Genomic DNA, 24,087 nt, shown 5'->3' on the forward strand with positions numbered 1-24,087 from the left:
GTGAGCGACGGCTGCGTGCCCGAGGGAGCGGAGGGCTCGGCGCACCTCGCCGGGGTTCCCGACGAGTTCCAGCGCCTGTGGACGCCGCACCGGATGGTCTACATCCAGAAGGGGCAGCCCGGAGCCGACGACTGCCCCTTCTGCGTGGCGCCGACGCTGAGCGACGAGGAGGCCCTCATCGTCGCCCGCGGGGAGCACGCCTACGTCCTGCTGAACCTGTTCCCGTACAACTCCGGCCACCTCCTGGTCTGCCCGTACCGGCACATCCCGCTCTACGACGAGGCCACTCCCGAGGAAGTGGCCGAGATCGGAGCGCTCACGCAGACGGCCATGCGCGTCGTCCGCTCGGTCTCGAACAACGACGGCTTCAACCTCGGGATGAACCAGGGCGCGGTCGCGGGAGCGGGGATCGCCGCGCACCTGCACCAGCACGTGGTTCCGCGCTGGGCGACCGACGCGAACTTCTTCCCGATCATCGCCCGCACGAAGGCGCTCCCGCAGCTGCTCGGCGACGTGCGGGCGAGCCTCGCGGCGGCCTGGCCGAGCCTCTAGACCGCCGCCCGGTCCCCTGTCCAGCGCCGCGGACGGTGGGCGCCGTCTCGTAGACTCGGAGCTGCCGTCGGCGGAAGTCGCCGCACAGAACAGGACTCGCGAACATGACCGACACCACCACTCCGTCCTCGTCCGCTCCCGAGCAGTTCGGCTCGAGCCGCGTCAAGCGCGGTCTCGCCGAGATGCTCAAGGGCGGCGTCATCATGGACGTCGTCGACGCCGATCAGGCCCGCATCGCGGAGGACGCCGGCGCGGTCGCCGTCATGGCGCTCGAGCGCGTCCCCGCCGACATCCGCTCGCAGGGCGGCGTCGCACGCATGAGCGACCCCGACCTGATCGACGGCATCGTCTCCGCCGTGTCGATCCCCGTCATGGCGAAGGCGCGCATCGGCCACTTCGTCGAGGCGCAGATCCTGCAGGAGCTCGGCGTCGACTACATCGACGAGTCCGAGGTCCTCTCGCCCGCCGACTACGTGAACCACATCGACAAGTGGAACTTCACCGTCCCCTTCGTCTGCGGAGCGACCAACCTGGGCGAGGCGCTGCGCCGCATCACCGAGGGCGCAGCGATGATCCGCTCGAAGGGCGAGGCCGGCACCGGCGACGTCTCCGAGGCGACCAAGCACATCCGCACGATCTCCGGCGAGGTCAACCGCCTGAAGGCGATGACCAAGGACGAGCTCTACGTCGCCGCGAAGGAGCTGCAGGCCCCCTACGACCTGGTCGTCGAGATCGCCCGGACCGGCAAGCTCCCCGTCGTCCTCTTCACCGCCGGCGGGGTCGCGACCCCGGCCGACGCGGCGCTGATGATGCAGCTGGGCGCCGACGGCGTGTTCGTCGGCTCCGGCGTCTTCAAGTCGGGCGAGCCCGCCAAGCGCGCGGCCGCGATCGTGAAGGCGACCACCTTCTTCGACGACGCGAAGGTCGTCGCGGAGGCCTCGCGCGGCCTGGGCGAGGCGATGGTCGGCATCAACGTGGCCGACGTGCCCGCGCCGCACCGCCTCGCCGAGCGTGGCTGGTAGCGCCGACGCGCCGCTCGCCGGCGCAGGACCGACGCGGGAGTCGCTCGAGGGGCTCCGCGTCGGCGTCCTCGCGCTGCAGGGCGACTTCCGCGAGCACGCGCACGTCCTGCGCGAGCTGGGCGCCGAGGTGGTGCTCGTGCGCCGCCCGGAGGAGCTCGCCACCGTCGCGGGGCTGGTCATCCCGGGCGGCGAGTCCACGGTGATGGACAAGCTGTCGCGACTCTTCGGCCTCGCGGAGCCGGTCGTCGAGGCGATCAGTGCGGGGATGCCCGTCTACGGGACGTGCGCCGGGCTGATCATGCTCGCCGACCGGGTCCTCGACCGCATCGACGGCCAGAGCAGCTTCGGCGGCCTGGACGTGTCGGTCCGGAGGAACGCGTTCGGCAACCAGCTCGACTCCTTCGAGACCGATCTCGACGTGCCGGCCATCGGCGATCCGCCGGTGCACGCGGTCTTCATCCGCGCACCGGTCGTGGAGGAGCTGGGGGAGCGGGCGACCGCGCTCGCCAGCGTCGCCGACGGGCGGGTGGTCGCGGTCGAGCAGGGCAACCTCCTCGGGACGGCGTTCCATCCCGAGATCACCGGCGACTACCGGTTCCACGAGCTGTTCCTGCGGAAGGTCGCGGCGACGCGCTTCGGCGACTGACCCGCTGCCGTCCCCTCTGCCAGGGGTGGACGGTGCGGGACCCGCGGGCCAGGGTGGTCGCATGCCCGAACTCCCCGAGGTCCAGGCCCTCGCCCTCGATCTCGACGCGCGCCTGGGCGGACGCGTCCTCGAGCGGCTCGACGTGTTCGCGATCTCCGCCCTCAAGACCGTCGCCATCTCGCCGTCGGCTCTGTCCGGCGAGACCGTCCACGGAGTATCGCGGCACGGCAAGTTCCTCGACATCGCAGTCGGCGAGGCCCACGTCCTCCTGCACCTCGCCCGCGCCGGCTGGGTCCGCTGGCGGCCCGAGCGGCCGACGGCTCCGGCGAAGCCCGGCCGGGGCCCGCTCGCCGCTCGGCTCGTCCTCGACGACGGGTCGGGATTCGACGTGACGGAGGCCGGCACCAAGAAGAGCCTCGCGCTCTCGATCGTCGCCGATCCGCTCGACGTCCCGGGCGTCGCCCGGCTGGGTCCCGATCCGCTGGACCCGGAGTTCACCGAGGAGATCCTCGGCGCGATCCTCGCCACGGCGGGCCGGGCGCAGGTGAAGGGCGTCCTCCGCGACCAGTCCCGCATCGCCGGCATCGGCAACGCCTACTCCGACGAGATCCTCCACGTGGCGCGCATGTCGCCCTTCAAGCCCGCCGCGCTCACCGCCGACGAGCTGGACCGCCTCTACGCGGCCCTCCGCTACACACTCGAGGAGGCGCTCGCCCGCGCCGAGGGCCTGCACGCGGCCGACCTCAAGCGCGAGAAGAAGCTCGGCATGCGCGTCCACGGCCGCACAGGAGAGGCGTGCCCCGTCTGCGGCGACACGATCCGCCAGGTGGTCTTCCACGACTCCACGCTCCAGTACTGCCCCACCTGCCAGACCGACGGCAGGATCCTCGCCGACCGGCTGCTGTCGCGGCTGATCAAGTAGCGAGCCGGTCCTCGCCCGGCTCGCCGCGGTCGGCTTCCGGAGATGGCGGGACGGGTGGAGCGGGTCGCGTCCGCCTACAGTGATCCGCTGGCACGCGGATCACTGGTTCGGCTGTGCTTGTGGCGAGCCGGTCCCTGCCCGGCTCGCCGCGGTCGGCTTCCGGGGGTGGCGGGACGGGTGGAGCGGGTCGCGTTCGCCTAGCGCGATCCGCTGGGACGCGGATCGTGCGTTCGGCGGTGCGGGGGCTGCCGAGACGGCGGCTCGTCTCCGGCGAGACGGGCGCGGAAGGCTCGGTGCTCGGGCCGAGACGGGCGCGGACCGGCTCTCGAATAGACTGGCCCCTGCCATCAGCGGCGCCCTCGGGGGCCGCACGCAACGAGATTTCCGAGGGAGCACCGTGTCCGGGCATTCCAAGTGGGCCACGACCAAGCACCAGAAGGCGATCAAGGACTCGCGCCGCGCGAAGTCCTTCGCCAAGCTGATCAAGAACATCGAGGTGGCCGCCAAGATCGGCGGCGCCGACCTCTCCGGCAACCCGACGCTCGTCGACGCCGTGCAGAAGGCGAAGAAGACCTCGGTGCCGAACGACAACATCGACCGCGCGATCAAGCGCGGCGCCGGCCTCACCGGCGAGGTCATCGACTACACGACGATCATGTACGAGGCCTACGGCCCCAACGGCATCGCCCTGCTCGTCGAGTGCCTCACCGACAACAAGAACCGCGCCGCGGCGGACGTCCGCACCGCGATGACCCGCAACGGCGGCACCATGGCCGACCCGGGCAGCGTCGCCTACAACTTCGCGCGCAAGGGCGTCATCTCCGTGCCCCACGGAGAGAGCGTCACCGAGGACGACGTGCTCGGCGCGGTCCTCGACTTCGGTGTCGACGACGTGCTCGACCACGGCGAGAGCTTCGAGGTCCGCGTCGAGCCGAGCGAGCTCGTCCCGGCCCGCTCGGCCCTGCAGGAGGCGGGCATCGACTACGACTCCGCCGACATCGAGTTCGTCGCCTCCCTCCAGGTCGAGGCCGACGCCGAGACGGCTCGCAAGGTCTTCCGCCTGATCGACGCGCTCGAGGACTCGGACGACGTGCAGAACGTTTACACCAACCTCGACATCACGGCAGAGGTGCGCGCCGAGCTCGAGAACGAGGAGTGACGCGGTGAGCCCGGCCCGATCCTGGAGGGCGGCCTGATGCGCGTCCTCGGGATCGACCCCGGGCTCACCCGCTGCGGCGTCGGCATCGTCGACGTCTCGCGCGACCGCCGCGCGACCCTCGTGCACGTGACGGTCCTCCGGACACCGCCCGATGACGCGCTGGAGCGCCGCCTGCTGGCCCTGGGCGACGGGCTCGAGGCGCTGCTCGACGAGCACCGCCCCGACGCCGTCGCGATCGAGCGGGTCTTCGCGCAGAACAACGTCAGCACCGTGATGGGCATCGCGCAGATCAGCGGCGTCGCCCTCGTCGCGGCGGCCCGGCGCGGGCTCCCGGTCGGGATGCACACGCCGAGCGAGGTGAAGGCCGCCGTCACCGGCTACGGAGCCGCGGACAAGCGCCAGGTCACCGCGATGATCCAGCGCGTCCTCCGGCTCGACGCCCCGCCGCGGCCGGCCGACGCGGCCGACGCTCTCGCCCTGGCCGTCTGCCACGCTTGGCGGGCCCCTCTCGCGCCCTCCTCCGGGTCGGCGGGAGCCGGTGCCGACGGAGCGGCGGGCGGCACAGCAGCGCAGCGGGCGTGGCGCGCCGCCGAGGCCGCGAGTCGAACGCCTGTTCGAGCGTCTAGACTGACGCGGTGATCTCCTCCCTCCGCGGCACCGTCCTCTCCGCCCGCGGGAGTCTCGCCGTCCTCGACGTCCACGGCGTCGGCTACGCGGTGAACGTGACCCCGCAGCACGCGCTCGAGATGCGCGTCGGCGACGAGACCACGGTCAGTACCGTGCTCGTCGTCCGCGAGGACTCGCTCACCCTCTACGGCTTCCCCGACGAGGAGCAGCTCGAGATCTTCGAGCTGCTGATCGGCGTGACCGGCGTCGGCCCGAAGTCCGCCCTCGGCGTTCTCGGCGCGGTCGAGCCGGACCGGATCGCGCAGGCGGTCGCCGACGAGGACGACGGGGTGTTCCGGAAGGTCAGCGGCATCGGCCCGAAGACGGCCAAGCTGATCATCCTGTCCCTCGCCGGCAAGGTGACCGTCCGTCCGCGCGCCGCCCGCGGCTCCGGTCCCGCCGCCACCGCCGCGCAGAACGTGCTCGCGGCGCTCGTCGGCCTGGGCTGGCCCGAGCGCACCGCGGCCGATGTGGTCGACGAGATCCTGCTCGACGCGCAGGCCTCCGACGCCGCGAACGTGCAGGCGCTGCTCCGGCTCGCCCTCGCCCGCCTCGGTCCGGCGGCCCGCTCGTGAGCGACGAGGTGCTGGGCGCCGAGGTCGCATCGGAGGCCGAGGTCGCCTTCGAGGGCGCCCTGCGGCCCAGGAACCTCAGCGAGTTCGTCGGCCAGCGCAAGGTGCGCGGCCAGCTCGAGCTGCTGCTCAAGGCCGCGGCCATGCAGGGCCGGACCCCGGACCACATCCTGCTGGCGGGCCCGCCCGGTCTCGGCAAGACGACCCTCGCGATGATCGTGGCGGAGGAGAGCTCCTCGCCCCTGCGGCTCTCCAGCGGCCCCGCGATCCAGCACGCGGGCGACCTCGCCGCCGTCCTCTCCTCGCTGCTGCCCGGCGAGATCCTCTTCATCGACGAGATCCACCGCATGGCGCGCTCCGCGGAGGAGATGCTCTACCTCGCGATGGAGGACTTCCGGATCGACATCATGGTCGGCAAGGGGGCGGGAGCGACGTCCGTCCCGCTGGATCTCGCCCCGTTCACGCTCGTCGGCGCCACGACCCGCTCCGGCCTGCTGCCCAATCCGCTCCGCGACCGCTTCGGCTTCACCGCGCACCTCGAGTTCTACGCGGAGGACGAGCTGCGGCAGGTGCTCGCCCGGGCGGCACGGCTGCTCGAGCTCGACATCGACGCGGACGCGATCGCCGAGATCGCCGGCCGCTGCCGAGGCACCCCGCGCATCGCCAACCGCCTGCTCCGGCGGGTGCGGGACTTCGCCCTGGTCCACGGCGGACGGGCCGACGTGACCGCCGTCCGCGCGGCGCTGGAGCTCTACGACGTCGACGCGCTCGGACTCGACCGGCTCGACCGCGCGGTGATGGAGATCGTGCTGACCCGCTTCGACGGCGGGCCGGTCGGCCTGAACACCCTCGCCGTGTCGGTGGGGGAGGAGGCGGAGACGGTCGAGGCCGTCGTCGAGCCGTTCCTCGTGCGGATCGGATTGCTGACCCGGACGCCGCGCGGCCGCGTGGCGACCCCCGCCGCCTACCGCCACTTCGGCATCGACCCCCGGGGGACGGCGGCTCAGCCGCCCCTGTTCCCCGATGATCTATGATTCTCTAGGCCCGACGGGCCGCTCGATCCGCTCCGCCTCGACCTGAGGCCGCGCGGCGGATCGCCCATCCACTCCGGAAGGCCCACCCATGGATCCGACGATCATCCTGCTCGTCCTGCTGCTCGCCGTGATGATCATCTTCATGTTCCGCAACAACAAGAAGCGCCAGCGCGACGCGGAGAGCATGAAGAACAACCTCCAGCCGGGGGTGGAGCTCATGACCGGCTCCGGCCTCTTCGGCACCGTCGTGTCGATCGACGACGAGGCGAACAAGATCGTCATCGAGTCGACCCCCGGCACGCTGCTGACCATCCACCGTCAGGCGATCGCCCGCCTCATCGACCCGAGCGAGAACGCCGTCGCCGTCGACACCGAGGACGAGGCCGACCCGCTGACCGCGACCGGCTCGCCCGAGTTCGGCGAGCGCGACTCCGCGCACCGCGACCCGCTGGTGGACCCGGTCGAGCGCGACCGCCGCCCCGACGCGCAGTAGTCTCCTGGGCGGGCCGGGCGCATCGGCGCCCGCCCGCCCTTCTCCACGCCCGGGCGACCCCGGGCCGATCACCGTCGACCGAAGAGAAAGCTGAGCCCTGGGTGGCCGCATCAACCCCCGTCCGGAAGGCCCGCCGCTCCCTGAGCTGGCTCGGTGTCCTGATCCTCGCTCTCGTCGGACTCAACACGGCGGCCGTCCTCTGGGGCGGCGGCTCCTGGACGCCGAAGCTCGCCCTCGACCTCGAGGGCGGCACGCAGATCGTCCTGCAGCCGCAGCTGAACGACGGCGACACCGTCTCGTCGGAGCAGCTGACCCAGGCCGTCTCGATCATCCGCCAGCGCATCGACGCGTCCGGCGTCTCCGAGGCCGAGATCACGACCCAGGGCTCGAGCAACATCGTCGTCTCGATCCCGGGCACGCCCGACGACGAGACGCTCCAGCGCATCGAGGCCTCGGCGAAGCTCGACTTCCGCCCGGTCCTCGTCGCGAGCCAGGCCACCAACAGCTCGGTCGGCGGCGACGCGACGTCCTCGCCCACGCCGACGCCCGTCGATCCGTCGCTCGCGACGGAGCCGACCGCCTCGCCGACGAACGCGAGCGACCTCGCCTACCTCACGCCGGCGCTCGAGGCCCAGTACACCTCGTTCGACTGCGCGTTCCTCAATGGCCAGGACCCGAACCTCGCCCCGGCCGACCAGCCGCTCATCACCTGCGACGACAGCGGGACGGTGAAGTACGTCCTCGGCCCGGTGGAGATCACCGGCGAGGACATCTCGGACGCCTCGAACGGCCTGATGACGACCTCCTCCGGTGCCAGCACCGGCACCTGGGCCGTCAACCTCTCGTTCGACGACCAGGGCACGCAGGCCTTCGGCGACGTGACCTCGCGCCTCGTGGCGCTGCAGGGTGCGCAGAACCAGTTCGCGATCGTCCTCGACGGCCGGGTCATCTCGGCCCCGTCGACGAACGCCGCCATCACCGACGGCAACGCGCAGATCTCGGGCTCCTTCACCCAGGAGTCGTCGAAGACGCTCGCCGACCAGCTCAAGTACGGCGCGCTGCCGATCGGCTTCCAGGTCCAGAGCTCGGACAGCATCTCGGCGACGCTCGGCTCCGCCCAGCTCGCCAGCGGCCTGCTCGCCGGCCTCATCGGCCTGATCCTCGTCATCGTCTACTCCATCGCGCAGTACCGCGTGCTCGGAGCCGTCACGATCGCCTCGCTGCTCGTCGCGGCGATCGTCACCTACCTCGTCGTCACGCTGCTGTCCTGGCGGGAGGGACTGCGCCTCTCGCTCGCAGGAGTCGCGGGTCTCATCGTCGCGATCGGCATCACGGCCGACTCGTTCATCGTGTACTTCGAGCGCATCCGCGACGAGCTCCGCGACGGACGCGGCCTCGAGTCCGCCGTCGAGTCCGGCTGGCGGCGCGCGCTGCGCACGATCTTCGCGTCCGACATGGTGAACCTGCTCGCCGCGGTGGTCCTCTTCCTCCTCGCCGTCGGCAGTGTCCGCGGCTTCGCGCTCACCCTCGGGATCACGACGATCATCGACCTGATCGTGGTGGCGCTGTTCACCCACCCGATCCTGCAGCTGATGGCCACGAGACCGTTCTTCGCCGAGGGGCACAAGGCCTCGGGCCTGGATCCCCGGGCGCTCGGGGCCGTCTACCGCGGCCGTGCCGCCTTCCGTCCGCAGGACCAGGTGGTCGCCGGCAAGCGCGCCTCCGCGTCCCGTGAGGCGGCCAAGCGCCAGACCATCGCCGAGCGGAAGGCCGCCGAGGCGGCCGGCCTGCGCCACTCCAACGACTCGAACGGGAAGGACGCGTGATGGCCAGCTTCTCGCAGTTCGGAAACGACCTCTACACCGGTGCGCGATCGATCGACTTCGTCGGCCGGCGCCGCACGTGGTACCTCGTCTCGCTCGCCCTGATCCTGATCACGCTGCTCGGGACGGTCGCCCGCGGCGGCTTCAACTTCGGCATCGAGTTCACCGGCGGCTCGCAGTTCACGGTGTCCTCGCCGTCGAGTCTCGAGCAGGCGACGGCGACGGACGCGGTGACCTCGGTCGCTCCGGAGACCGTGCCGCGCGTGTCCATCGTCGGCGACGACTCCATCCGCGTGCAGACCGGCCAGCTCTCGACCGACGAGTCGACCGCGGTGCGGAACGCCCTGTCGGAGGCCTACGACGTGCCCACCGACCAGGTCGCCTCCTCCTTCATCGGAGCGGCGTGGGGCAACGATGTGACCCAGCAGGCCCTGCGCGGCCTGGTGATCTTCGTGGTCCTCGCGGCCCTGGCCATGTGGGCGTACTTCCGCACCTGGAAGATGTCGCTCGCGGCGATCGTCGCGCTCCTGCACGACCTCGTGATCGTGGCGGGCGTCTACGGCATCACCGGCACCGAGGTGTCGCCGGCGGCGGTGATCGGACTGCTGACGATCCTCGGCTACTCGCTCTACGACACGGTCGTGGTCTTCGACAAGATCCGCGAGAACACCGTGGAGGCGCTCGGCAGCACGACCCGCACCTTCTCCGAGACGGTGAACCTGGCCGAGAACCAGACTCTCGTGCGCTCCATCAACACCTCCATCGTCGCCGCCCTCCCGGTGGCCGCGATCCTCGTGATCGGCGCGTTCGTCCTCGGCGCGGGCACTCTCCGCGACATCTCCCTCGCCCTGCTGATCGGCATCATCGTCGGCACGTACTCGACGATCTTCGTCGCGGCGCCGCTGTACGCCCAGCTGCGCAGCCGGGAGCCCGAGATCTCCAAGCACGACACGCGCGTGGAGTCGGCCCGGGCGAAGGCGACCGCTCCGGCCGCGCCGGCCGTGCAGGGCTGAGCCGTGGCCGACTACGCACAGGTCACGGCGGCCGACGCCGTCGGACTCGTCGAGCGCGACGAGGTCTGGCTGCTCGACGTCCGGGAGCCGCACGAGTGGGCGGCGGGGCATGCTCCGGCCGCCCACCACATCCCGATGGGGGAGATCGGCGCCCGGCAGGACGAGCTCCCGGCCGACACGGCGATACTGGTGGTCTGCCACTCCGGAGTCCGCTCCGCGATGGTGACGCAGGCCCTCGACGGCGCCGGCTACGAGGTCGCCAACGTCGACGCCGGCATGACCGCCTGGGCCGCGGCGGGCGGCGACGTGGTCGACGGCGAGGGGCGCCCGGGACGCATCGGCTGACGCCGGCGCCGTCCGCCCCGGGCGGAACGGTCATCGGCGCCGTCCGCACGGGCGATAATGGGGCGATGGAGATCCTCGCGTGACGGAAACGACGACGACGTCCTCGACCGCTGCCCTGCGCAGACTGGTCCCGCGGATCTTCTCGCGCGCGCAGCCCTCCGGTGCTGTCGACACCCTCGTCCGCACCGTCCGGATGCACCACCCCAAGAGCGACATCGCGCTCATCGAGCGCGCGTACTCGGTCGCGGAGCGGGCGCACGCGAACCAGAAGCGCCGCAGCGGCGAGCCCTACATCACGCATCCGCTGGCCGTCGCGCAGATCCTCGCCGACCTCGGCATCGGCTCGAAGACGATCGCCGCCGCGCTGCTGCACGACACCGTCGAGGACACCGACTACCAGCTCGACGAGCTCCGCGCGGACTTCGGCGACGAGGTCGCGATGCTCGTCGACGGCGTCACCAAGCTCGACAAGGTCAAGTACGGCGACAGCGCGCAGGCCGAGACCGTCCGCAAGATGATCGTGGCGATGTCGAAGGACATCCGCGTCCTGATCATCAAGCTCGCCGACCGCCTTCACAACGCGCGGACCTGGGGCTTCGTCCCCGCCGAGTCCGCGGCCCGCAAGGCCACCGAGACCCTCGAGATCTACGCGCCGCTGGCGCACCGCCTCGGCATCCAGGCCATCAAGTGGGAGCTCGAGGACCTGTCCTTCGCGGTGCTCTACCCCAAGATCTACAACGAGATCGAGAGCCTGGTGAAGCGGCGGACGCCGCAGCGCGAGGAGTTCGTGCAGAACGTCATCGACCTGATCAGCGAGGACCTGCGGGCCGGGCGGATCCGCGGTCGCGTCGTCGGCCGGCCGAAGCAGTACTACTCGATCTACCAGAAGATGGTCGTCCGCGGTCGCGAGTTCGACGAGATCTACGACCTGGTCGGCATCCGCGTCCTCGTGAACTCGGTGCGCGACTGCTACGCCGTGCTCGGCTCGATCCACGCCCGCTGGACGCCGATGCCGGGCCGGTTCAAGGACTACATCGCCACTCCGAAGTTCAACCTCTACCAGTCGCTGCACACGACGGTCGTCGGGCCGAAGGGCCGCGCGGTCGAGATCCAGATCCGCACCAACGAGATGCACCAGCACGCGGAGTTCGGCATCGCGGCGCACTGGAAGTACAAGGAGCAGATGGCCACCGGCAAGGTGCCCACCTCCGGATCGAACGACACCGACCTCGCCTGGCTCGCGCACCTCTCGGACTGGCAGTCGGAGACCACAGACCCGAACGAGTTCCTCGACTCCCTCCGCTTCGAGATCGGCGCCAAGGAGGTCTACGTCTTCACCCCGAAGGGACGCGTGATCGGCCTGCCGACCGGTGCGACCCCGGTCGACTTCGCCTACGCGGTGCACACCGAGGTCGGGCACCGGACGATGGGCGCCAAGGTCAACGGGCGCCTCGTGCCGCTGGAGTCGGCTCTGACGACGGGCGACGTGGTCGAGGTCTTCACCTCGAAGAACCCCGACTCGGGACCGAGCCAGGACTGGCTCCACTTCGTGCAGAGCCCGCGGGCCCGCAACAAGATCCGGCAGTGGTTCACCAAGGAGCGGCGCGACGAGGCGATCGAGCAGGGCAAGGACTCCATCGCCCGGGCGATGCGGAAGCAGAACCTGCCGCTGCAGAAGCTGATGAGCCAGGACACCTTCACCGAGGTGGCCAGCCAGCTGCGCTACAACGACGTCGAGGCGCTCTACGCGGCCGTCGGCGAGGGCCACGTCTCGACCCAGTCGGTGCTCGAGAAGGTCGTCTCCTCCATCCAGGGCGATCCGGAGTCGGACGAGAACGAGGTCACCCTCCCGCGCTCGCCCCGGCCGCGGAGCCGGAGCAGCGAGTCGGGCGTCCTCGTGAAGGGCGCGCCGGACATCCTCGTGAAGCTCGCGAAGTGCTGCACTCCGGTTCCGGGCGATCAGATCGTCGGATTCGTGACGCGGGGGGCCGGCGTCTCCGTGCACCAGGCGAACTGCCACAACGTGCAGGAGCTGCTGAAGGAGCCGGAGCGGATCGTCGACGTCGAGTGGGCGCCGTCCTCCAAGAGCATCTTCCTCGTGCAGATCCAGGTCGAGGCGCTGGACCGCTCGGGCCTGCTGAGCGACGTGACGCGCGTGCTCTCGGAGCACCACGTCAACATCCTCTCGGCGACGGTCTCGACCTCGAGCGACCGGCTGGCGATCAGCCGGTTCGTCTTCGAGATGGGCGACACCACCCACCTGGACCGCGTGCTGAACGCCGTCCGCCGGATCGACGCCGTCTACGACGTCTACCGGGTGAACGCGGGCTGATCCCTGGGCGGCGCCTCGCCGAGCGCCGCCCGCAGCCGTCGTCCGACGATCCTCCGTCCGGCGACGGCGCTGCCCTCCTCCAGCCTCGCGAGGACGGCGTCGAGGCCGGTCCGGGTGCTCCGAGAGAGCGCTCGGAGGATCGCGCCCGTGTCCTCCGTCCGGGCGAGGTCGATCAGCGTGCGAGCAGGCGACGTGACCGGCGCGCCGCCGAGGAGGACGACGTCGTCCTCGTCGAGCAGGACCTCGTGGCAGCGCAGGCGGGGGTCGGACGGCGCCTGTCGGCGCTTCCGACGGTCGATCGAGGCGCTGTGCACCCGCGGCGGACGGTGCGTCGCTCCGTGCACCCACGCGGCGGAGAGACGATCGGCGACGGCGCCACGGGGGAGCAGCGAGCGCAGGGAGGCGGCCCGCTCGGCCGCCCCCAGGGGCAGGTCCGCGACGAGGAAGCCCTCGTCGAGCGCGACCAGCTCGCCGTCGAGGCGGGCGGCGCACAGCTCCGCGAGAGGGAGGTGCCCGGGGAGGAGCACGGAGGGGAGGCGCATCCGGCCATGCTGGCCGATACGCCTCCCCTCCGGAGCGTCGCGAGCGGATCTGTGGAGGGATCCGCCGGAGCGGGTCTAGCCGATCGCGTCGAGCCAGACCTTGCGGGCGTCGAGCGCCTCCTGAGCCTGGGCGATCGCGTCGCGGTCGCCGCGCGCCTTCGCCTCGTCGAGCTCGTCCTGGAGCTTCTGGATCGCGGCGGTCAACTGCGAGGCGAGACCCTCGGAGCGGGCCTTGCGCTCCGGGTTGCTGCGGTTCCAGTGCTCCTCGTCGAGCTTGCGGACGTGCGCCTCGACCTTGCGGAGGCGGTCCTCGACGGTGCGCACCTGCTCGCGCGGCACGCGGCCGACGGCGTCCCAGCGCTCCTGGATCGAGAGCAGCACCCGCTTGGCCTTCTCGCGGTCCTGCTCCTGCAGGAGCGGCTCCGCCTCCTCGAGGAGGGCGAGCTTGAGGTCGAGGTTCTCGGTGTACTCGACGCTCTCCTGCGCGACGATCTCGGCCTTGGCGCCGTAGATCGCGTCGCCGGCGGCCTTGAAGCGCGCCCAGAGCGCGTCGTCGAACCGCTTGCCGGCACGGCCGGCGACCCGCCAGCGCTCGAGGAGCGCGCGGTAGTCCGGGATGGCGTCGGCGCCCTGGGGCACCAGCGCCTCGGCCTGGTCGATGAGCGCCTGCTTGGCCTGCTTGGCCTCGCGGTGCGCGGAGTCGAGGTCGGCGAAGAACGCCTTGCGGTTCTGCTCGATCGTGGTGCGCGCACCGCGGAACCGGCGCCACAGCTCGTTCGCGTCGTTCTTGGGCAGGCGCGGACCCTGCTGCTGGTGGTTCTGCCAGCGGGCGAAGAGGTCGTCGATCGCGGCGCTGGCCTGCTTCCACTGCGTCTTCGCCGGGTCGACCGCCGCCAGGGCCTCGGCCTCGGCGACGATGGCCTCGCGGTAGGCGAGGGCCTCGGACAGCGCGGCCTTCGACTCGGCCGCCTGCTGCTCGGTCAGATCCTCGACGGAGCCGCTCAGCGCGTCGACCCGGGTCTGCAGCGACTCGAGGTCGCCGACCGCGTTCGCCTGCGCGATGGCCGCGGACAGCGACTGCACCGTGCGGGCGACGTCTCCGGCGGGTGCGCCCCGCTTGGCGCGCTGCTCGAGCAGGGAGACCTGCCCGGCGAGCTCCGTGTACTTGCGCTCGTAGTAGGCGAGCGCCTCCTCGGGAGTCGCATCGGGGTACTGGCCGACCTCTCGCTCCCCGTCGCCGACGCGGACGTAGACCGTCCCGTCGTCGCCGACCCGTCCCCACGGCTGCTGGTCACTCATCGCTCGGAGCCTCACCTTGCTGTTCGATGTCGTGCTTCTCGGTGCCCGTCGCGTCGTCGGCCGGTGGGGCTCGACGGCCGGAGGGCCGAAGACCGCGCTCGGCCGCGAACGGGCAGTGACGACAAGCCTATTGCACTCCCCGCGCGGGCGGACCGTGACGACGCCGCGGGTGCGGCTACTCGACGGAGACGGAGGTGATGGTCACGGGCTCGGCGGGGGCGCCGTCACCCGATCCGTCGGCCGTGCCCTTCGACACGACGTCGCTGACGAGCGCGTCGAGTCCCGAGGTGACCTGCCCGAGCACGGTGTACCCGCCGGCCGCGTCGGCGGGCAGGGTCGTGTCCTGGTAGACGACGAAGAACTGGCTGCCCTGGCTGTAGCCGTTGCCGCCCTGGCGGGCCATCGCGATGGTCCCGGCCGGGTAGACGCCGTCCTCGGGCGCGTTCTCGACGGGGCCGTAGCTGTAGCCCGGTCCGCCGGTGCCGTCGCCGTCCGGGTCGCCGCACTGGAGGACGTAGAGGCCCTCCGTGGTGAGGCGGTGGCAGGAGACGCCGTCGTAGAAGCCGGACTGCGTCAGCGAGATGAAGGAGGACACCGCCTGCGGGGCGGCGGCGCCGGCGAGCGTGATGCCCAGCGGGTCCTCGCCGATCGTGAGCGTGCCCGTCCAGTCGCGGCCCTCGGCGATGTCGGATGAGGGGACGTCGCCGGTGTTCGACCCCGTCGCCTCGGGCGTCGGGGTCGCGGAGGAGGAGGAGGTCGGCTCGGCGACCGGGGTGCCGGGGCCGCCGGAGAAGTAGAGGATCTGGGCGACGACCGCGAGCCCGATCACGACGACGGCGGCGATCGCCGCGATCACGTTGTCGCGCACGCGCCGCTTCTGCCTCGAGCGGTGGAGGCTCTGACGGGCCTGGTAGGCCCGGAGCCGGGTGCGCGCCTCGCGGTCGTTCGACTTGCCCTGGGCCACGTGTTCCTCCGACGTCCTCGTCCGCGCGGCTTCGGCGCGGCGGCCCGCGCACGCAGGCCGCGTCGAGCCTACGAGAACCGCCGGAGACGCGACAAACGCCGCTCCGTCGCGCCGGGCAGTCGGGCCGGGGCTCTGTCGGAGGCCGTCGTTACGCTGGGGGCATGACCATGCAGCAGGCCGGACTCCGCTCCGGGGCGACTCCGCTCGCCGTGCGGATGCGGCCGCGCAGCCTCGAGGAGGTCGCCGGCCAGCGCCACCTCCTGACGCCCGGCTCGCCCCTGGTCGCCCTCGCCGCCGACACGACGGGGGAGCGGGGAGCGGTGTCCGTGATCCTCTGGGGCCCTCCCGGCACGGGCAAGACCACGCTCGCGCAGGCGGTGGCCCACTCCAGCGGCCGCCGCTTCGTCGAGCTCTCCGCCGTCACGGCGGGCGTGAAGGACGTGCGGCAGGTGATGGAGGAGGCACTCTCCACCCGCGACCTCTACGGCACGTCCACCGTGCTCTTCCTCGACGAGATCCACCGCTTCACCAAGGCACAGCAGGACGCACTGCTGCCCGGGGTCGAGAACGGGTGGGTCATCCTCATCGCGGCCACGACCGAGAACCCCTCGTTCTCGGTGATCGCGCCGCTGCTCTCGCGCTCGCTCCTGCTGACCCTCGAGCCGCTCAGCGACGACGACCTGGGCGTCCTGGTCGACCGCGCCCTGCACGACGAGCGGGGTCTGCGCGACTCGGTGACGCTGGAGGAGGAGGCCCGGGCGAGCATCGTGCGGCTCGCCTCCGGAGACGCCCGGCGGGCGCTGACCGCGCTCGAGGCCGCCGCCACCTCCGCCCGCTCGGAGGCCCGCGAGGCCGACCGGGTCGCCCGCGCCGCCGCCGCGGAGGACCCGGACGAGGAGGACGAGGACGACGAGGGCGCTCCCGTCGAGGCCGCCGCCGCGGAGCCCGCGCTCCCCGTGATCACGACCGAGGTCGTCGCGCGCGCCGTCGACCGCGCCCTGCTGCGCTACGACCGCAACGGCGACGAGCACTACGACGTCATCAGCGCCTTCATCAAGTCCATCCGGGGCTCGGACGTCGACGCGGCGCTGCACTACCTGGCCCGGATGATCGAGGCGGGGGAGGATCCGCGGTTCATCGCCCGCCGCATCATCGTCTCCGCGTCCGAGGACATCGGCATGGCCGACCCGCAGGCGCTCGTCGTCGCGATCGCCGCGGCCGACGCCGTGCAGTTCATCGGCATGCCGGAGGGGCGCATCCCGCTCGCCCAGGCGGTCGTGCACCTGGCGACCGCCCCGAAGTCGAACGCGTCCTACTCCGCCATCGACGCGGCCATCGCGGACGTGCGCGCGGGCCGCGCGGGTCGGGTGCCGGCGCACCTGCGCGACGCGCACTACCCCGGCGCCAAGAAGCTCGGCCATGGGAAGGGCTACCGGTACCCGCACGACGCCGACCTCGGCGTCCTCGAGCAGCAGTACCTCCCGGACCCGCTCCAGGGCGCGCGGTACTACCGGCCCACCGAGCACGGCAACGAGCGCGACGTCTCCGCACGACTGGCGAAGCTCCTGCGCATCATCCGCGGCGACCGGGGCTGACCGCGCCGACCGCGAACTCGCGCGACCCGCACGGGAGGCCGTGGCCTGATAGTCTTGCGAGGTTGCCCACCGCTCTGTAGCCGAGCGGAGCAGCGCATCCCTCTGAATCGCGCAGCCCGCCACTGCGGTCACCCTTCCCCCGCACCCGCGGAGGACACGACCGCGGCGTCCGCCCTCCTCCCGGAGCCGGCGGTCGAGAGCTGCGACCGAACCTCTCAGACCTTGGAAGGACCACTGTGTCGACCACGTCCCGTACCCGCTCGAAGACGCGCCTCTCGCGCGCCCTCGGCATCCCCCTGACCCCGAAGGCCGCCCGCTACCTCGAGAAGCGTCCCTACGCTCCCGGCGAGCACGGCCGCTCGAAGCGCAAGGCCGACTCCGACTACGCGGTCCGCCTGCGTGAGAAGCAGCGTCTGCGCGCCCAGTACGGCATCCGCGAGAAGCAGCTCCGCATCGCCTTCCAGGAGGCGCGCCGCACCCAGGGCCTGACCGGTGAGAACCTGGTCGAGCTCCTCGAGATGCGCCTCGACGCCCTCGTCCTGCGCTCGGGCTTCGCCCGTACCACCGCGCAGGCCCGCCAGTTCGTCACCCACCGCCACATCATGGTGGACGGCAAGACGGTCGACCGCCCCTCCTTCCGCGTGAAGCCGGGCCAGGTCATCCACGTCAAGACCCGCTCCGAGGGCACCGAGCCCTTCCAGGTCGCCGCCGCCGGTGGACACGTCGACGTCCTCCCCAAGACCCCGGGCTACCTCGAGGTCGAGATCGACAAGCTGCAGGCGACGCTCCTGCGCCGCCCGAAGCGCGCCGAGGTCCCCGTGACCTGCGAAGTGCAGCTCGTCGTCGAGTACTACGCGGCCCGCTGAGTCCAGCCCCGCAGAGAAAGGCCCCGGTGTCCGCACCGGGGCCTTTCCCGTTCCCGGGGTCGCGATCCGGAGTGCCCGCCGCGCTCCGAGAGTCCTGCGCTGCGCCCGATCCGGCCGTCGCGCCCGAGCCGAGCGCCCGTCCCCGCGTCCGACCCTCTCGCGGCCCGTCGGTAGGCTGGAGTGCCGCGCTGGGCGGCATCGAACGGAGGTCACCGTGACCGGTGGAGACATCGCAGGGCTCATCGCCGCGGGGGTGTTCGCGATCCTGGTGGCGATCACCGCCGTCCCGCTCTGGAAGCTCGGGCGCGTCTTCGACAGCACGAGCGAGGCCATCAAGCAGGCCAGCGACGGCCTGACGCCGATCCTCGACGAGTCGGCCTCCACCCTCCGCGAGGCCAACCACCAGCTCGCGCGGGTGGACACGATCACCAAGGACGTCGCCGAGGTCACCGGCAACGTCAACGCGCTCGTCGCCCTCACAGCCGCGACCGTCGGCGGTCCGCTCATCAAGCTCGCCGGCTTCACCGCCGGAGTCCGCGCCGTGCTCGTCGCCGGACGCACGGCCGACAAGGCCGGAGCCGCGGTCGGCCGCTCCGCCGCGAAGCGCACGAAGCGCCCGCGCTCGAAGTAGCGTCGCGCCCGCGCCCTAGAATCGAACGGGTCGTCGCGCCGTCGCGCCCGCCCCGCCGCTGTGGAAGGACACCCCGTGAAGAACATCCTCCTGATCGTCATCGGGATCGGCCTCGGATTCGCGGTCGCCCACCAGGTCTCGCGCACCGAGGCGGGCGCCCGGCTCTTCGCCGACATCAACCGCACCGCGAAGGAGCTCGGCGAGGCCGTCTCCGAGGGCTACCACCAGCGCGAGGCCGAACTGAAGGCCGCCATCGGCGAGGGCTGACGCCCCGCCGCCCGACATCCGCGTCGTCACCGACCGAACCGTAACGGAACCCATGCAGACCGCAGACATCCGCAACCGCTGGCTCGACTTCTTCGGGAGCCGCGGCCACACCGTGGTCCCCTCCGCCTCCCTCGTGAGCGAGGACCCGAGCCTCCTCTTCACCGTCGCCGGCATGGTGCCGTTCGTGCCCTACCTCACCGGAGTGGTCCCCGCGCCGTACCCGCGTGCCACCAGCGTGCAGAAGTGCATCCGCACCAACGACATCGAGGAGGTCGGCAAGACGCCTCGTCACGGCACCTTCTTCCAGATGAACGGCAACTTCTCCTTCGGCGACTACTTCAAGGAGGGGGCGATCGGCTACGCCTGGGAGCTGCTCACCGGCGCCGAGAGCGACGGGGGACTGGGCTTCGACGAGAAGGACCTCTGGGTCACCGTCTACAAGGACGACGACGAGGCGATCGCGCTCTGGAAGACGATCGCGGGACTGCCGGACGAGCGCATCCAGCGCCTGGACAAGGACACCAACTACTGGTCGACCGGCCAGCCCGGCCCCGCGGGCCCCTGCTCCGAGATCTTCTTCGACCGTGGACCCGCCTACGGGATCGACGGCGGCCCGGCGACGGACGACGACCGCTACGTCGAGATCTGGAACCTCGTCTTCATGCAGTACCTCCGCGGCGAGGGCACGAGCAAGGTCGACTTCGACATCCTCGGCGAGCTGCCGCGCAAGAACATCGACACCGGCATGGGCCTCGAGCGCGTCGCCTTCCTCAAGCAGGGCGTCGAGAACATGTACGAGATCGACCAGGTCCGTCCGGTCCTCGATCGCGCCGCCGAGCTCTCGGGCCGCCGCTACGGAGCCGTCCACGAGGACGACGTCCGCATGCGCGTCATCGCCGACCACGTGCGCTCCTCGCTGATGCTGCTGTCGGACGGCGTGACGCCTTCCAATGAGGGGCGCGGCTACATCCTCCGTCGCCTGATGCGCCGCACGGTGCGCGCCATGCGCCTGCTCGGAGTGGACACCGCGACGTTCCCCGAGCTCTTCGCCGCCTCGCGCGACGCGATGGCGTCGGCCTACCCCGAGGTGTCCACGGAGTTCGAGCGCCTCTCGACCAGCGCCTACGGCGAGGAGGAGGCGTTCCTCCGCACCCTCGCGGCCGGCACCGAGATCCTCGACCTCGCGGTCCTGAAGACGAAGAAGGCCGAGTCGCCGACGCTGCCGGGCGACACCGCGTTCCTCCTGCACGACACCTTCGGGTTCCCGATCGACCTCACCCTCGAGATCGCCGAGGAGTCGGGTCTGACGGTCGACCGCGAGGCGTTCGACTCCCTCATGACCGCGCAGCGCACGCGTGCGAAGGCCGACGCGAAGTCGAAGAAGTCGGCGCTGGCCGATCTCTCGGTCTACGCCGACTTCCGCGCGCACGGCGAGACGCTGTTCACCGGCTACGACGTGCTCGACACCGAGACGCGCATCCTCGGCCTCATCGTCGGCGGGCACTCCGTCACGAAGGCGGTCGCGGGCGACATTGCCGAGGTGATCCTCGAGGCGACCAGCCTCTACGCGGAGTCGGGCGGCCAGGAGGCCGACGCCGGCCGCATCGTCGGCTCCGGCTTCGATCTCGAGGTCCTCGACGTGCAGAAGCCCGTCAAGGGGCTCATCAGCCACAAGGTCCAGGTCGCCAGCGGCGAGGTCGGAGTGGGCGACGCCGCCACCTCCGTCGTCGACCGCGACTGGCGCCGGGGCGCCACGCAGGCGCACTCGGGCACGCACCTCATCCACGCCGCGCTGCGCCAGGTGCTCGGTCCGCAGGCGCACCAGTCCGGCTCCTACAACAAGGCGGGCTACCTGCGCCTGGACTTCTCGTGGAACCAGGCCCTCTCGCTCGAGACCCGCAGCGAGATCGAGGAGATCGCCAACACGGCGATCCGGGACAACCTCGAGGTCGTCACGCGCGAGCTCCCGATCGACGAGGCGAAGGCGCTCGGCGCGATGGCCCTCTTCGGCGAGAAGTACGGCGACGTCGTCCGCGTGGTCGACATCGGCGGGCCCTGGTCGCGCGAGCTCTGCGCGGGCACCCACGTCGGGCGGTCGTCCGAGGTCGGCGTGATCAGCCTGGTCAGCGAGTCCTCGGTCGGATCGACCAACCGCCGCGTCGAGTCGCTCGTGGGCCGCGAGGCCTTCCAGGAGCTCGCCGCCGAGCGCGCCCTCGTCAGCACGATCTCGTCCTCGCTGAAGACCCCGCGCGAGCAGCTCCCCGAGCGGATCGGCGAGCTCGTCGCGAGCCTCAAGGCCGCTGAGAAGCGGATCGCCGCGTTCGAGGCCAAGGCCCTCGCCGACCGGGTGCCCGCCCTCGCCGCGACCCGCCGCACCGTGGGCGGCACGACCGTCGTCGCCGAGAGCATCGGCTCCGCCGGATCGACCGACGAGCTGCGCTCCCTCGTGACCTCCGTCCGCGAGCGGCTCGGCCAGGAGCCGGCCGTCGTCGCGCTCGCCGCCGACGTCTCGGGCAAGCCCGCGGTGATCGTCGCCACCAACCAGGCCGCCCGCGACCAGGGCCGCCGCGCGGGTGCGCTCGCCAAGCGCGCCGCCGGGATCCTCGGTGGCGGCGGAGGCGGCAAGGACGACCTCGCCCAGGGCGGCGGCTCCGACGTCTCCGCCATCGGCGCGGCGCTCGAGGCCGTGGTGCAGGAAGCGACCAGCTGAATGGGCCGGTTCGGCGTCCGGCTCGGCATCGATGTGGGCCGTGCCCGCATCGGGGTCGCCCGCTGCGACGCCGACGGCCTGCTCGCGGTGCCCGTCGAGACGGTCGCGCGGGCGGGCACTGACGGCGGATCCTCGGACGTCTCCCGGATCGCGCACCTCGCCGCCGAGTACGATGCCCAGGCGATCATCGTCGGACTGCCGTTGTCGCTGTCGGGGGCCGAGACGGCCTCGACGGAGGACGCGCGCGGATTCGCTCGACTGCTCGCCGAGGCGGTGCCCACCGCTCCGGTGCGGCTCGTCGACGAGCGGCTGTCGACGGTCACCGCTCAGAGCGCCCTGCACCGCTCCGGACGCACCACCCGCGGCTCCCGAGCCGTGATCGACCAGGTCGCCGCCGTGGTGATCCTGCAGCACGCCATCGATTCCGAGCGCTCGGCCGGCACCCCGGCCGGGGTCCTGCTCGAACCGAACGAAGGACCTCCTCGTGACCGACGTCCCCCCGAGCCGCCGCGACGCCCGCGCCGCCGAGCAGGCGCAGCCGACTCCGCCCGACCCGACTCCGGAGCAGCAGCCCGCGCCGACTGAGGCGCACGATCCGCTGGGCCGCCTCTTCACCGGGCCCGACGTGCCCGAGCCCCGTGGCCGCGACGACGCGGCCGCGTTCGACCCGGACGCGCGCCCGAAGCGTCGCCGCGCGGCGCGCGCGACGGGTGGCGCGAAGAAGCGCCGCAGCCGCCGCGGACTCATCGGCGGGCTTCTGGCCTTCGGCGTCTTCGCCGCGCTCGTCGCCATCGCGGTGACGATCTTCCTCGAGCCCGTGCGCGGCCTGTTCGCCGAGCCCGAGCCGACCGACTTCACCGGCACCGGCTCGAGCGAGGTGCTGTTCACGATCCACCAGGGCGACGGCGGCAGCGACATCGCCAACAACCTCGTCTCGGACGGGGTCATCAAGTCGTACGACCCCTTCTACGACCTGCTCCTCGCCCAGAGCCCGGAGCCCGTCTTCCAGCCCGGCGCGTACTCGCTCAAGGCCGAGATGAGCGCCAAGGCCGCACTGTCGGCGCTGCTCGACTCCGAGTCGACGCGCCTCGCGAACACCTTCGTCATTCCCGAGGGGACGGCGCTCAAGGAGGCGCTGCCGCTCATCGCGGACGGCACCGGGGTCGCGCTGACGGACCTCGAGGCGGCCGCCGCCGACTGGGGCTCGTTCGGGCTCCCGGCCGGGGCGACGAGCCTCGAGGGGTTCCTGTTCCCCGCGACCTACGACATCGACCCGTCGACGCCGGCGCACGACATCCTGAAGACGCTGGTCGACCGGATGTACCAGTCGCTCGACCAGGCCGGCGTGCCGGTGGACGACCGCTACCGCGTCGTGGTGTTCGCGTCCCTCGTGCAGCGCGAGGCCCGCGTCGCCGAGGACTTCCCGAAGGTCGCGCGCGTGTTCCAGAACCGCCTCGACCAGGGGTGGCGCCTGCAGTCGGACGCGACCGTGGCGTACGGCACCGGCGCGACCGACCGCGTCTCGACCACGGACGCCGAGCGGAACGACGCCGGCAACGTCTACAACACCTACCAGCGCGACGGCCTGCCGCCCGCGCCGATCTCGAACCCGGGCGACGTGGCGATCGACGCGGTCATGCACCCCGCGGACGGCACCTGGATGTACTTCGTCACGGTGAACCTCGAGACGGGCGAGACGGTCTACTCCACCACCGACGCCGAGCACAACGCGGCCGTCGACCAGTGGCAGGCCTGGATGCGGGACCACCCGGAGTACCAATGACGGCCGCCGGGTACCGCCTCGCGGTCCTCGGCGCGCCGATCGCGCACTCGAAGTCGCCCGCGCTGCACGCGGCCGCCTTCCGGGTGCTCGGACTCGACTGGAGCTACCGCGCCGTCGAGACGACGGAGGCGACCCTCTCCGAGGTCGTGTCCGGTGAGCCCTGGCACGGCCTGTCGCTGACCATGCCGCTCAAGCACGCGGTGCGCCCGCTGCTGGCGGAGGAGGACGCGGTCGCCCGGGCCACCGGCGCGGTCAACACCGTGCTGGTCGACCGCTCCGGCCCGGCACCCCGCCTCCGCGGGTTCAACACCGATGTCGCGGGCATCGTGCGCGCCCTCGCCGAGGCGGGCGTCGTCTCGGCGGAGCGCGTCCAGGTGCTCGGCGGGGGAGCGACCGCCGCCTCCGCCCTGGCCGCCGCCGCCGAGCTGGGCGCGGCGCGGGTCGATCTCGTCCTGCGGTCGGCGTCGAGGGCCGTCGAGCTCGCTCCGCTCGCGGAGTCGCTCGGCGTCCTGATCTCGGTCCGCTCCTTCGCCGACTGGTCCACCGGAGCGCCGCTGGTGATCTCGACCCTCCCCGGCGGAGCGGCGGACGGCCTCGACGTGCCCGACGCGGCGGTCGCGGGCTCGACCCTGTTCGACGTGGCGTACTCCCCGTGGCCGAGCGCTCTCGCCCAGCGCTGGGAGCAGGGCGGCTCCCCGGTCGTCTCCGGGCTCGGGATGCTGCTCCACCAGGCCCTCGTGCAGGTGCGGATCTTCGTCGGCGGCGACCCGGCCCTGCCTCTCGATCGCGAGGACGAGGTGCTCGCGGCGATGCGCCGAGCAGTCTCGGCGGGTCCGGCGCACTGACCTCGT

23 protein-coding genes and 1 pseudogene are annotated in these 24,087 nt (G+C 71.9%); 21 read left to right on the top strand and 3 right to left on the bottom strand.

Going from position 1 to position 24,087, the window contains the following annotated elements; translation table 11 throughout:
• From C5C10_RS10505 to C5C10_RS10565, 13 genes are all read left to right on the top strand, one after another.
• Entirely contained in the window at window positions 1-552 is a 552-nt protein-coding gene (locus tag C5C10_RS10505; RefSeq protein WP_244230646.1) for an HIT domain-containing protein, read from the top strand.
• Between the two features lie 104 nt (window positions 553-656).
• Window positions 657-1,574 (top strand): pyridoxal 5'-phosphate synthase lyase subunit PdxS, encoded by a 918-nt coding sequence (gene pdxS, locus C5C10_RS10510; protein WP_104224629.1) that lies wholly within the window; start codon window positions 657-659, stop codon window positions 1,572-1,574.
• Window positions 1,564-2,220 (top strand): pyridoxal 5'-phosphate synthase glutaminase subunit PdxT, encoded by a 657-nt coding sequence (pdxT, locus tag C5C10_RS10515; RefSeq protein WP_104256164.1) that lies wholly within the window; start codon window positions 1,564-1,566, stop codon window positions 2,218-2,220. The genes pdxS and pdxT overlap by 11 nt, the downstream gene beginning before the upstream one ends.
• A gap of 61 nt (window positions 2,221-2,281) precedes the next feature.
• The gene (locus C5C10_RS10520) at window positions 2,282-3,142 is read left to right on the top strand and encodes an Fpg/Nei family DNA glycosylase (RefSeq protein ID WP_104329195.1); all 861 of its coding nucleotides are present in this window, start codon (window positions 2,282-2,284) and stop codon (window positions 3,140-3,142) included.
• Window positions 3,143-3,539: 397 nt separating this feature from the next.
• On the top strand, window positions 3,540-4,301 hold the full coding sequence (locus C5C10_RS10525; RefSeq protein ID WP_104224772.1) for a YebC/PmpR family DNA-binding transcriptional regulator: 762 nt from the start codon (window positions 3,540-3,542) through the stop codon (window positions 4,299-4,301).
• Window positions 4,302-4,337: 36 nt separating this feature from the next.
• The gene (gene ruvC / locus C5C10_RS10530; protein WP_104225338.1) at window positions 4,338-4,940 is read left to right on the top strand and encodes a crossover junction endodeoxyribonuclease RuvC; all 603 of its coding nucleotides are present in this window, start codon (window positions 4,338-4,340) and stop codon (window positions 4,938-4,940) included.
• Window positions 4,937-5,542, top strand: coding sequence for a Holliday junction branch migration protein RuvA (gene ruvA, locus C5C10_RS10535; protein ID WP_104225337.1), 606 nt, complete (start codon window positions 4,937-4,939; stop codon window positions 5,540-5,542). The genes ruvC and ruvA overlap by 4 nt, the downstream gene beginning before the upstream one ends.
• The gene (gene ruvB / locus C5C10_RS10540) at window positions 5,539-6,573 is read left to right on the top strand and encodes a Holliday junction branch migration DNA helicase RuvB (RefSeq protein WP_104224769.1); all 1,035 of its coding nucleotides are present in this window, start codon (window positions 5,539-5,541) and stop codon (window positions 6,571-6,573) included. Before ruvA ends, ruvB begins: the two co-directional genes overlap by 4 nt.
• 88 nt (window positions 6,574-6,661) lie before the next feature.
• The gene (yajC, locus tag C5C10_RS10545) at window positions 6,662-7,066 is read left to right on the top strand and encodes a preprotein translocase subunit YajC (RefSeq protein ID WP_104224768.1); all 405 of its coding nucleotides are present in this window, start codon (window positions 6,662-6,664) and stop codon (window positions 7,064-7,066) included.
• Between the two features lie 101 nt (window positions 7,067-7,167).
• Window positions 7,168-8,892, top strand: a complete 1,725-nt coding sequence (gene secD / locus C5C10_RS10550) for a protein translocase subunit SecD (protein WP_104329196.1) — start codon at window positions 7,168-7,170, stop codon at window positions 8,890-8,892.
• Window positions 8,892-9,902 (top strand): protein translocase subunit SecF, encoded by a 1,011-nt coding sequence (gene secF, locus C5C10_RS10555; protein ID WP_104329197.1) that lies wholly within the window; start codon window positions 8,892-8,894, stop codon window positions 9,900-9,902. Before secD ends, secF begins: the two co-directional genes overlap by 1 nt.
• Before the next feature lie 3 nt (window positions 9,903-9,905).
• Window positions 9,906-10,247: a rhodanese-like domain-containing protein gene (locus C5C10_RS10560; RefSeq protein WP_104224765.1), complete on the top strand. Its 342-nt coding sequence runs from the start codon at window positions 9,906-9,908 to the stop codon at window positions 10,245-10,247.
• 79 nt (window positions 10,248-10,326) lie between these two features.
• Window positions 10,327-12,579, top strand: coding sequence for a bifunctional (p)ppGpp synthetase/guanosine-3',5'-bis(diphosphate) 3'-pyrophosphohydrolase (locus C5C10_RS10565; RefSeq protein WP_104225334.1), 2,253 nt, complete (start codon window positions 10,327-10,329; stop codon window positions 12,577-12,579).
• On the opposite strand, the gene C5C10_RS10570 is transcribed toward C5C10_RS10565, so the two are convergent.
• The 3 genes from C5C10_RS10570 to C5C10_RS10580 form a co-directional block, all read right to left on the bottom strand.
• Entirely contained in the window at window positions 12,558-13,121 is a 564-nt protein-coding gene (locus tag C5C10_RS10570; RefSeq protein ID WP_104329198.1) for a type IV toxin-antitoxin system AbiEi family antitoxin, read from the bottom strand. The genes C5C10_RS10565 and C5C10_RS10570 overlap by 22 nt on opposite strands.
• 75 nt (window positions 13,122-13,196) lie before the next feature.
• A complete protein-coding gene (locus tag C5C10_RS10575; protein ID WP_104224762.1) occupies window positions 13,197-14,420 on the bottom strand; it encodes a DUF349 domain-containing protein in 1,224 nt (407 codons plus the stop codon).
• A 175-nt stretch (window positions 14,421-14,595) separates the two neighbouring features.
• Entirely contained in the window at window positions 14,596-15,384 is a 789-nt protein-coding gene (locus C5C10_RS10580) for a peptidylprolyl isomerase (RefSeq protein WP_104325434.1), read from the bottom strand.
• A gap of 161 nt (window positions 15,385-15,545) precedes the next feature.
• Here C5C10_RS10580 and C5C10_RS10585 point away from each other — a divergent pair, with 161 nt between their 5' ends.
• The 8 genes and pseudogenes from C5C10_RS10585 to C5C10_RS10620 all read left to right on the top strand — a co-directional run bounded on the left by C5C10_RS10585 (window position 15,546) and on the right by C5C10_RS10620 (window position 24,081).
• Complete coding sequence (locus C5C10_RS10585) at window positions 15,546-16,979, top strand: replication-associated recombination protein A (RefSeq protein WP_104239056.1); 1,434 nt, start codon at window positions 15,546-15,548, stop codon at window positions 16,977-16,979.
• Window positions 16,980-17,215: 236 nt separating this feature from the next.
• Window positions 17,216-17,845: a 30S ribosomal protein S4 gene (gene rpsD / locus C5C10_RS10590; RefSeq protein ID WP_068210518.1), complete on the top strand. Its 630-nt coding sequence runs from the start codon at window positions 17,216-17,218 to the stop codon at window positions 17,843-17,845.
• Window positions 17,846-18,059: 214 nt separating this feature from the next.
• Complete coding sequence (locus C5C10_RS10595) at window positions 18,060-18,476, top strand: DUF948 domain-containing protein (protein ID WP_104224759.1); 417 nt, start codon at window positions 18,060-18,062, stop codon at window positions 18,474-18,476.
• A 75-nt stretch (window positions 18,477-18,551) separates the two neighbouring features.
• Complete coding sequence (locus C5C10_RS10600) at window positions 18,552-18,743, top strand: hypothetical protein (RefSeq protein ID WP_104225329.1); 192 nt, start codon at window positions 18,552-18,554, stop codon at window positions 18,741-18,743.
• A gap of 52 nt (window positions 18,744-18,795) precedes the next feature.
• Entirely contained in the window at window positions 18,796-21,453 is a 2,658-nt protein-coding gene (alaS, locus tag C5C10_RS10605; RefSeq protein WP_104255387.1) for an alanine--tRNA ligase, read from the top strand.
• Window positions 21,454-21,927 (top strand): annotated as a pseudogene (gene ruvX, locus C5C10_RS10610) (Holliday junction resolvase RuvX); the annotation flags it as partial.
• Window positions 21,928-21,937: 10 nt separating this feature from the next.
• On the top strand, window positions 21,938-23,236 hold the full coding sequence (mltG, locus tag C5C10_RS10615; RefSeq protein WP_104313171.1) for an endolytic transglycosylase MltG: 1,299 nt from the start codon (window positions 21,938-21,940) through the stop codon (window positions 23,234-23,236).
• The gene (locus C5C10_RS10620) at window positions 23,233-24,081 is read left to right on the top strand and encodes a shikimate dehydrogenase (RefSeq protein ID WP_104329199.1); all 849 of its coding nucleotides are present in this window, start codon (window positions 23,233-23,235) and stop codon (window positions 24,079-24,081) included. The genes mltG and C5C10_RS10620 overlap by 4 nt, the downstream gene beginning before the upstream one ends.
• Window positions 24,082-24,087: the final 6 nt, after the last annotated feature.

Origin of the sequence: Rathayibacter sp. AY1A3, from assembly GCF_002930975.1 — a bacterium.
In the GTDB taxonomy this organism is placed as follows: Bacteria; Actinomycetota; Actinomycetes; order Actinomycetales; family Microbacteriaceae; genus Rathayibacter.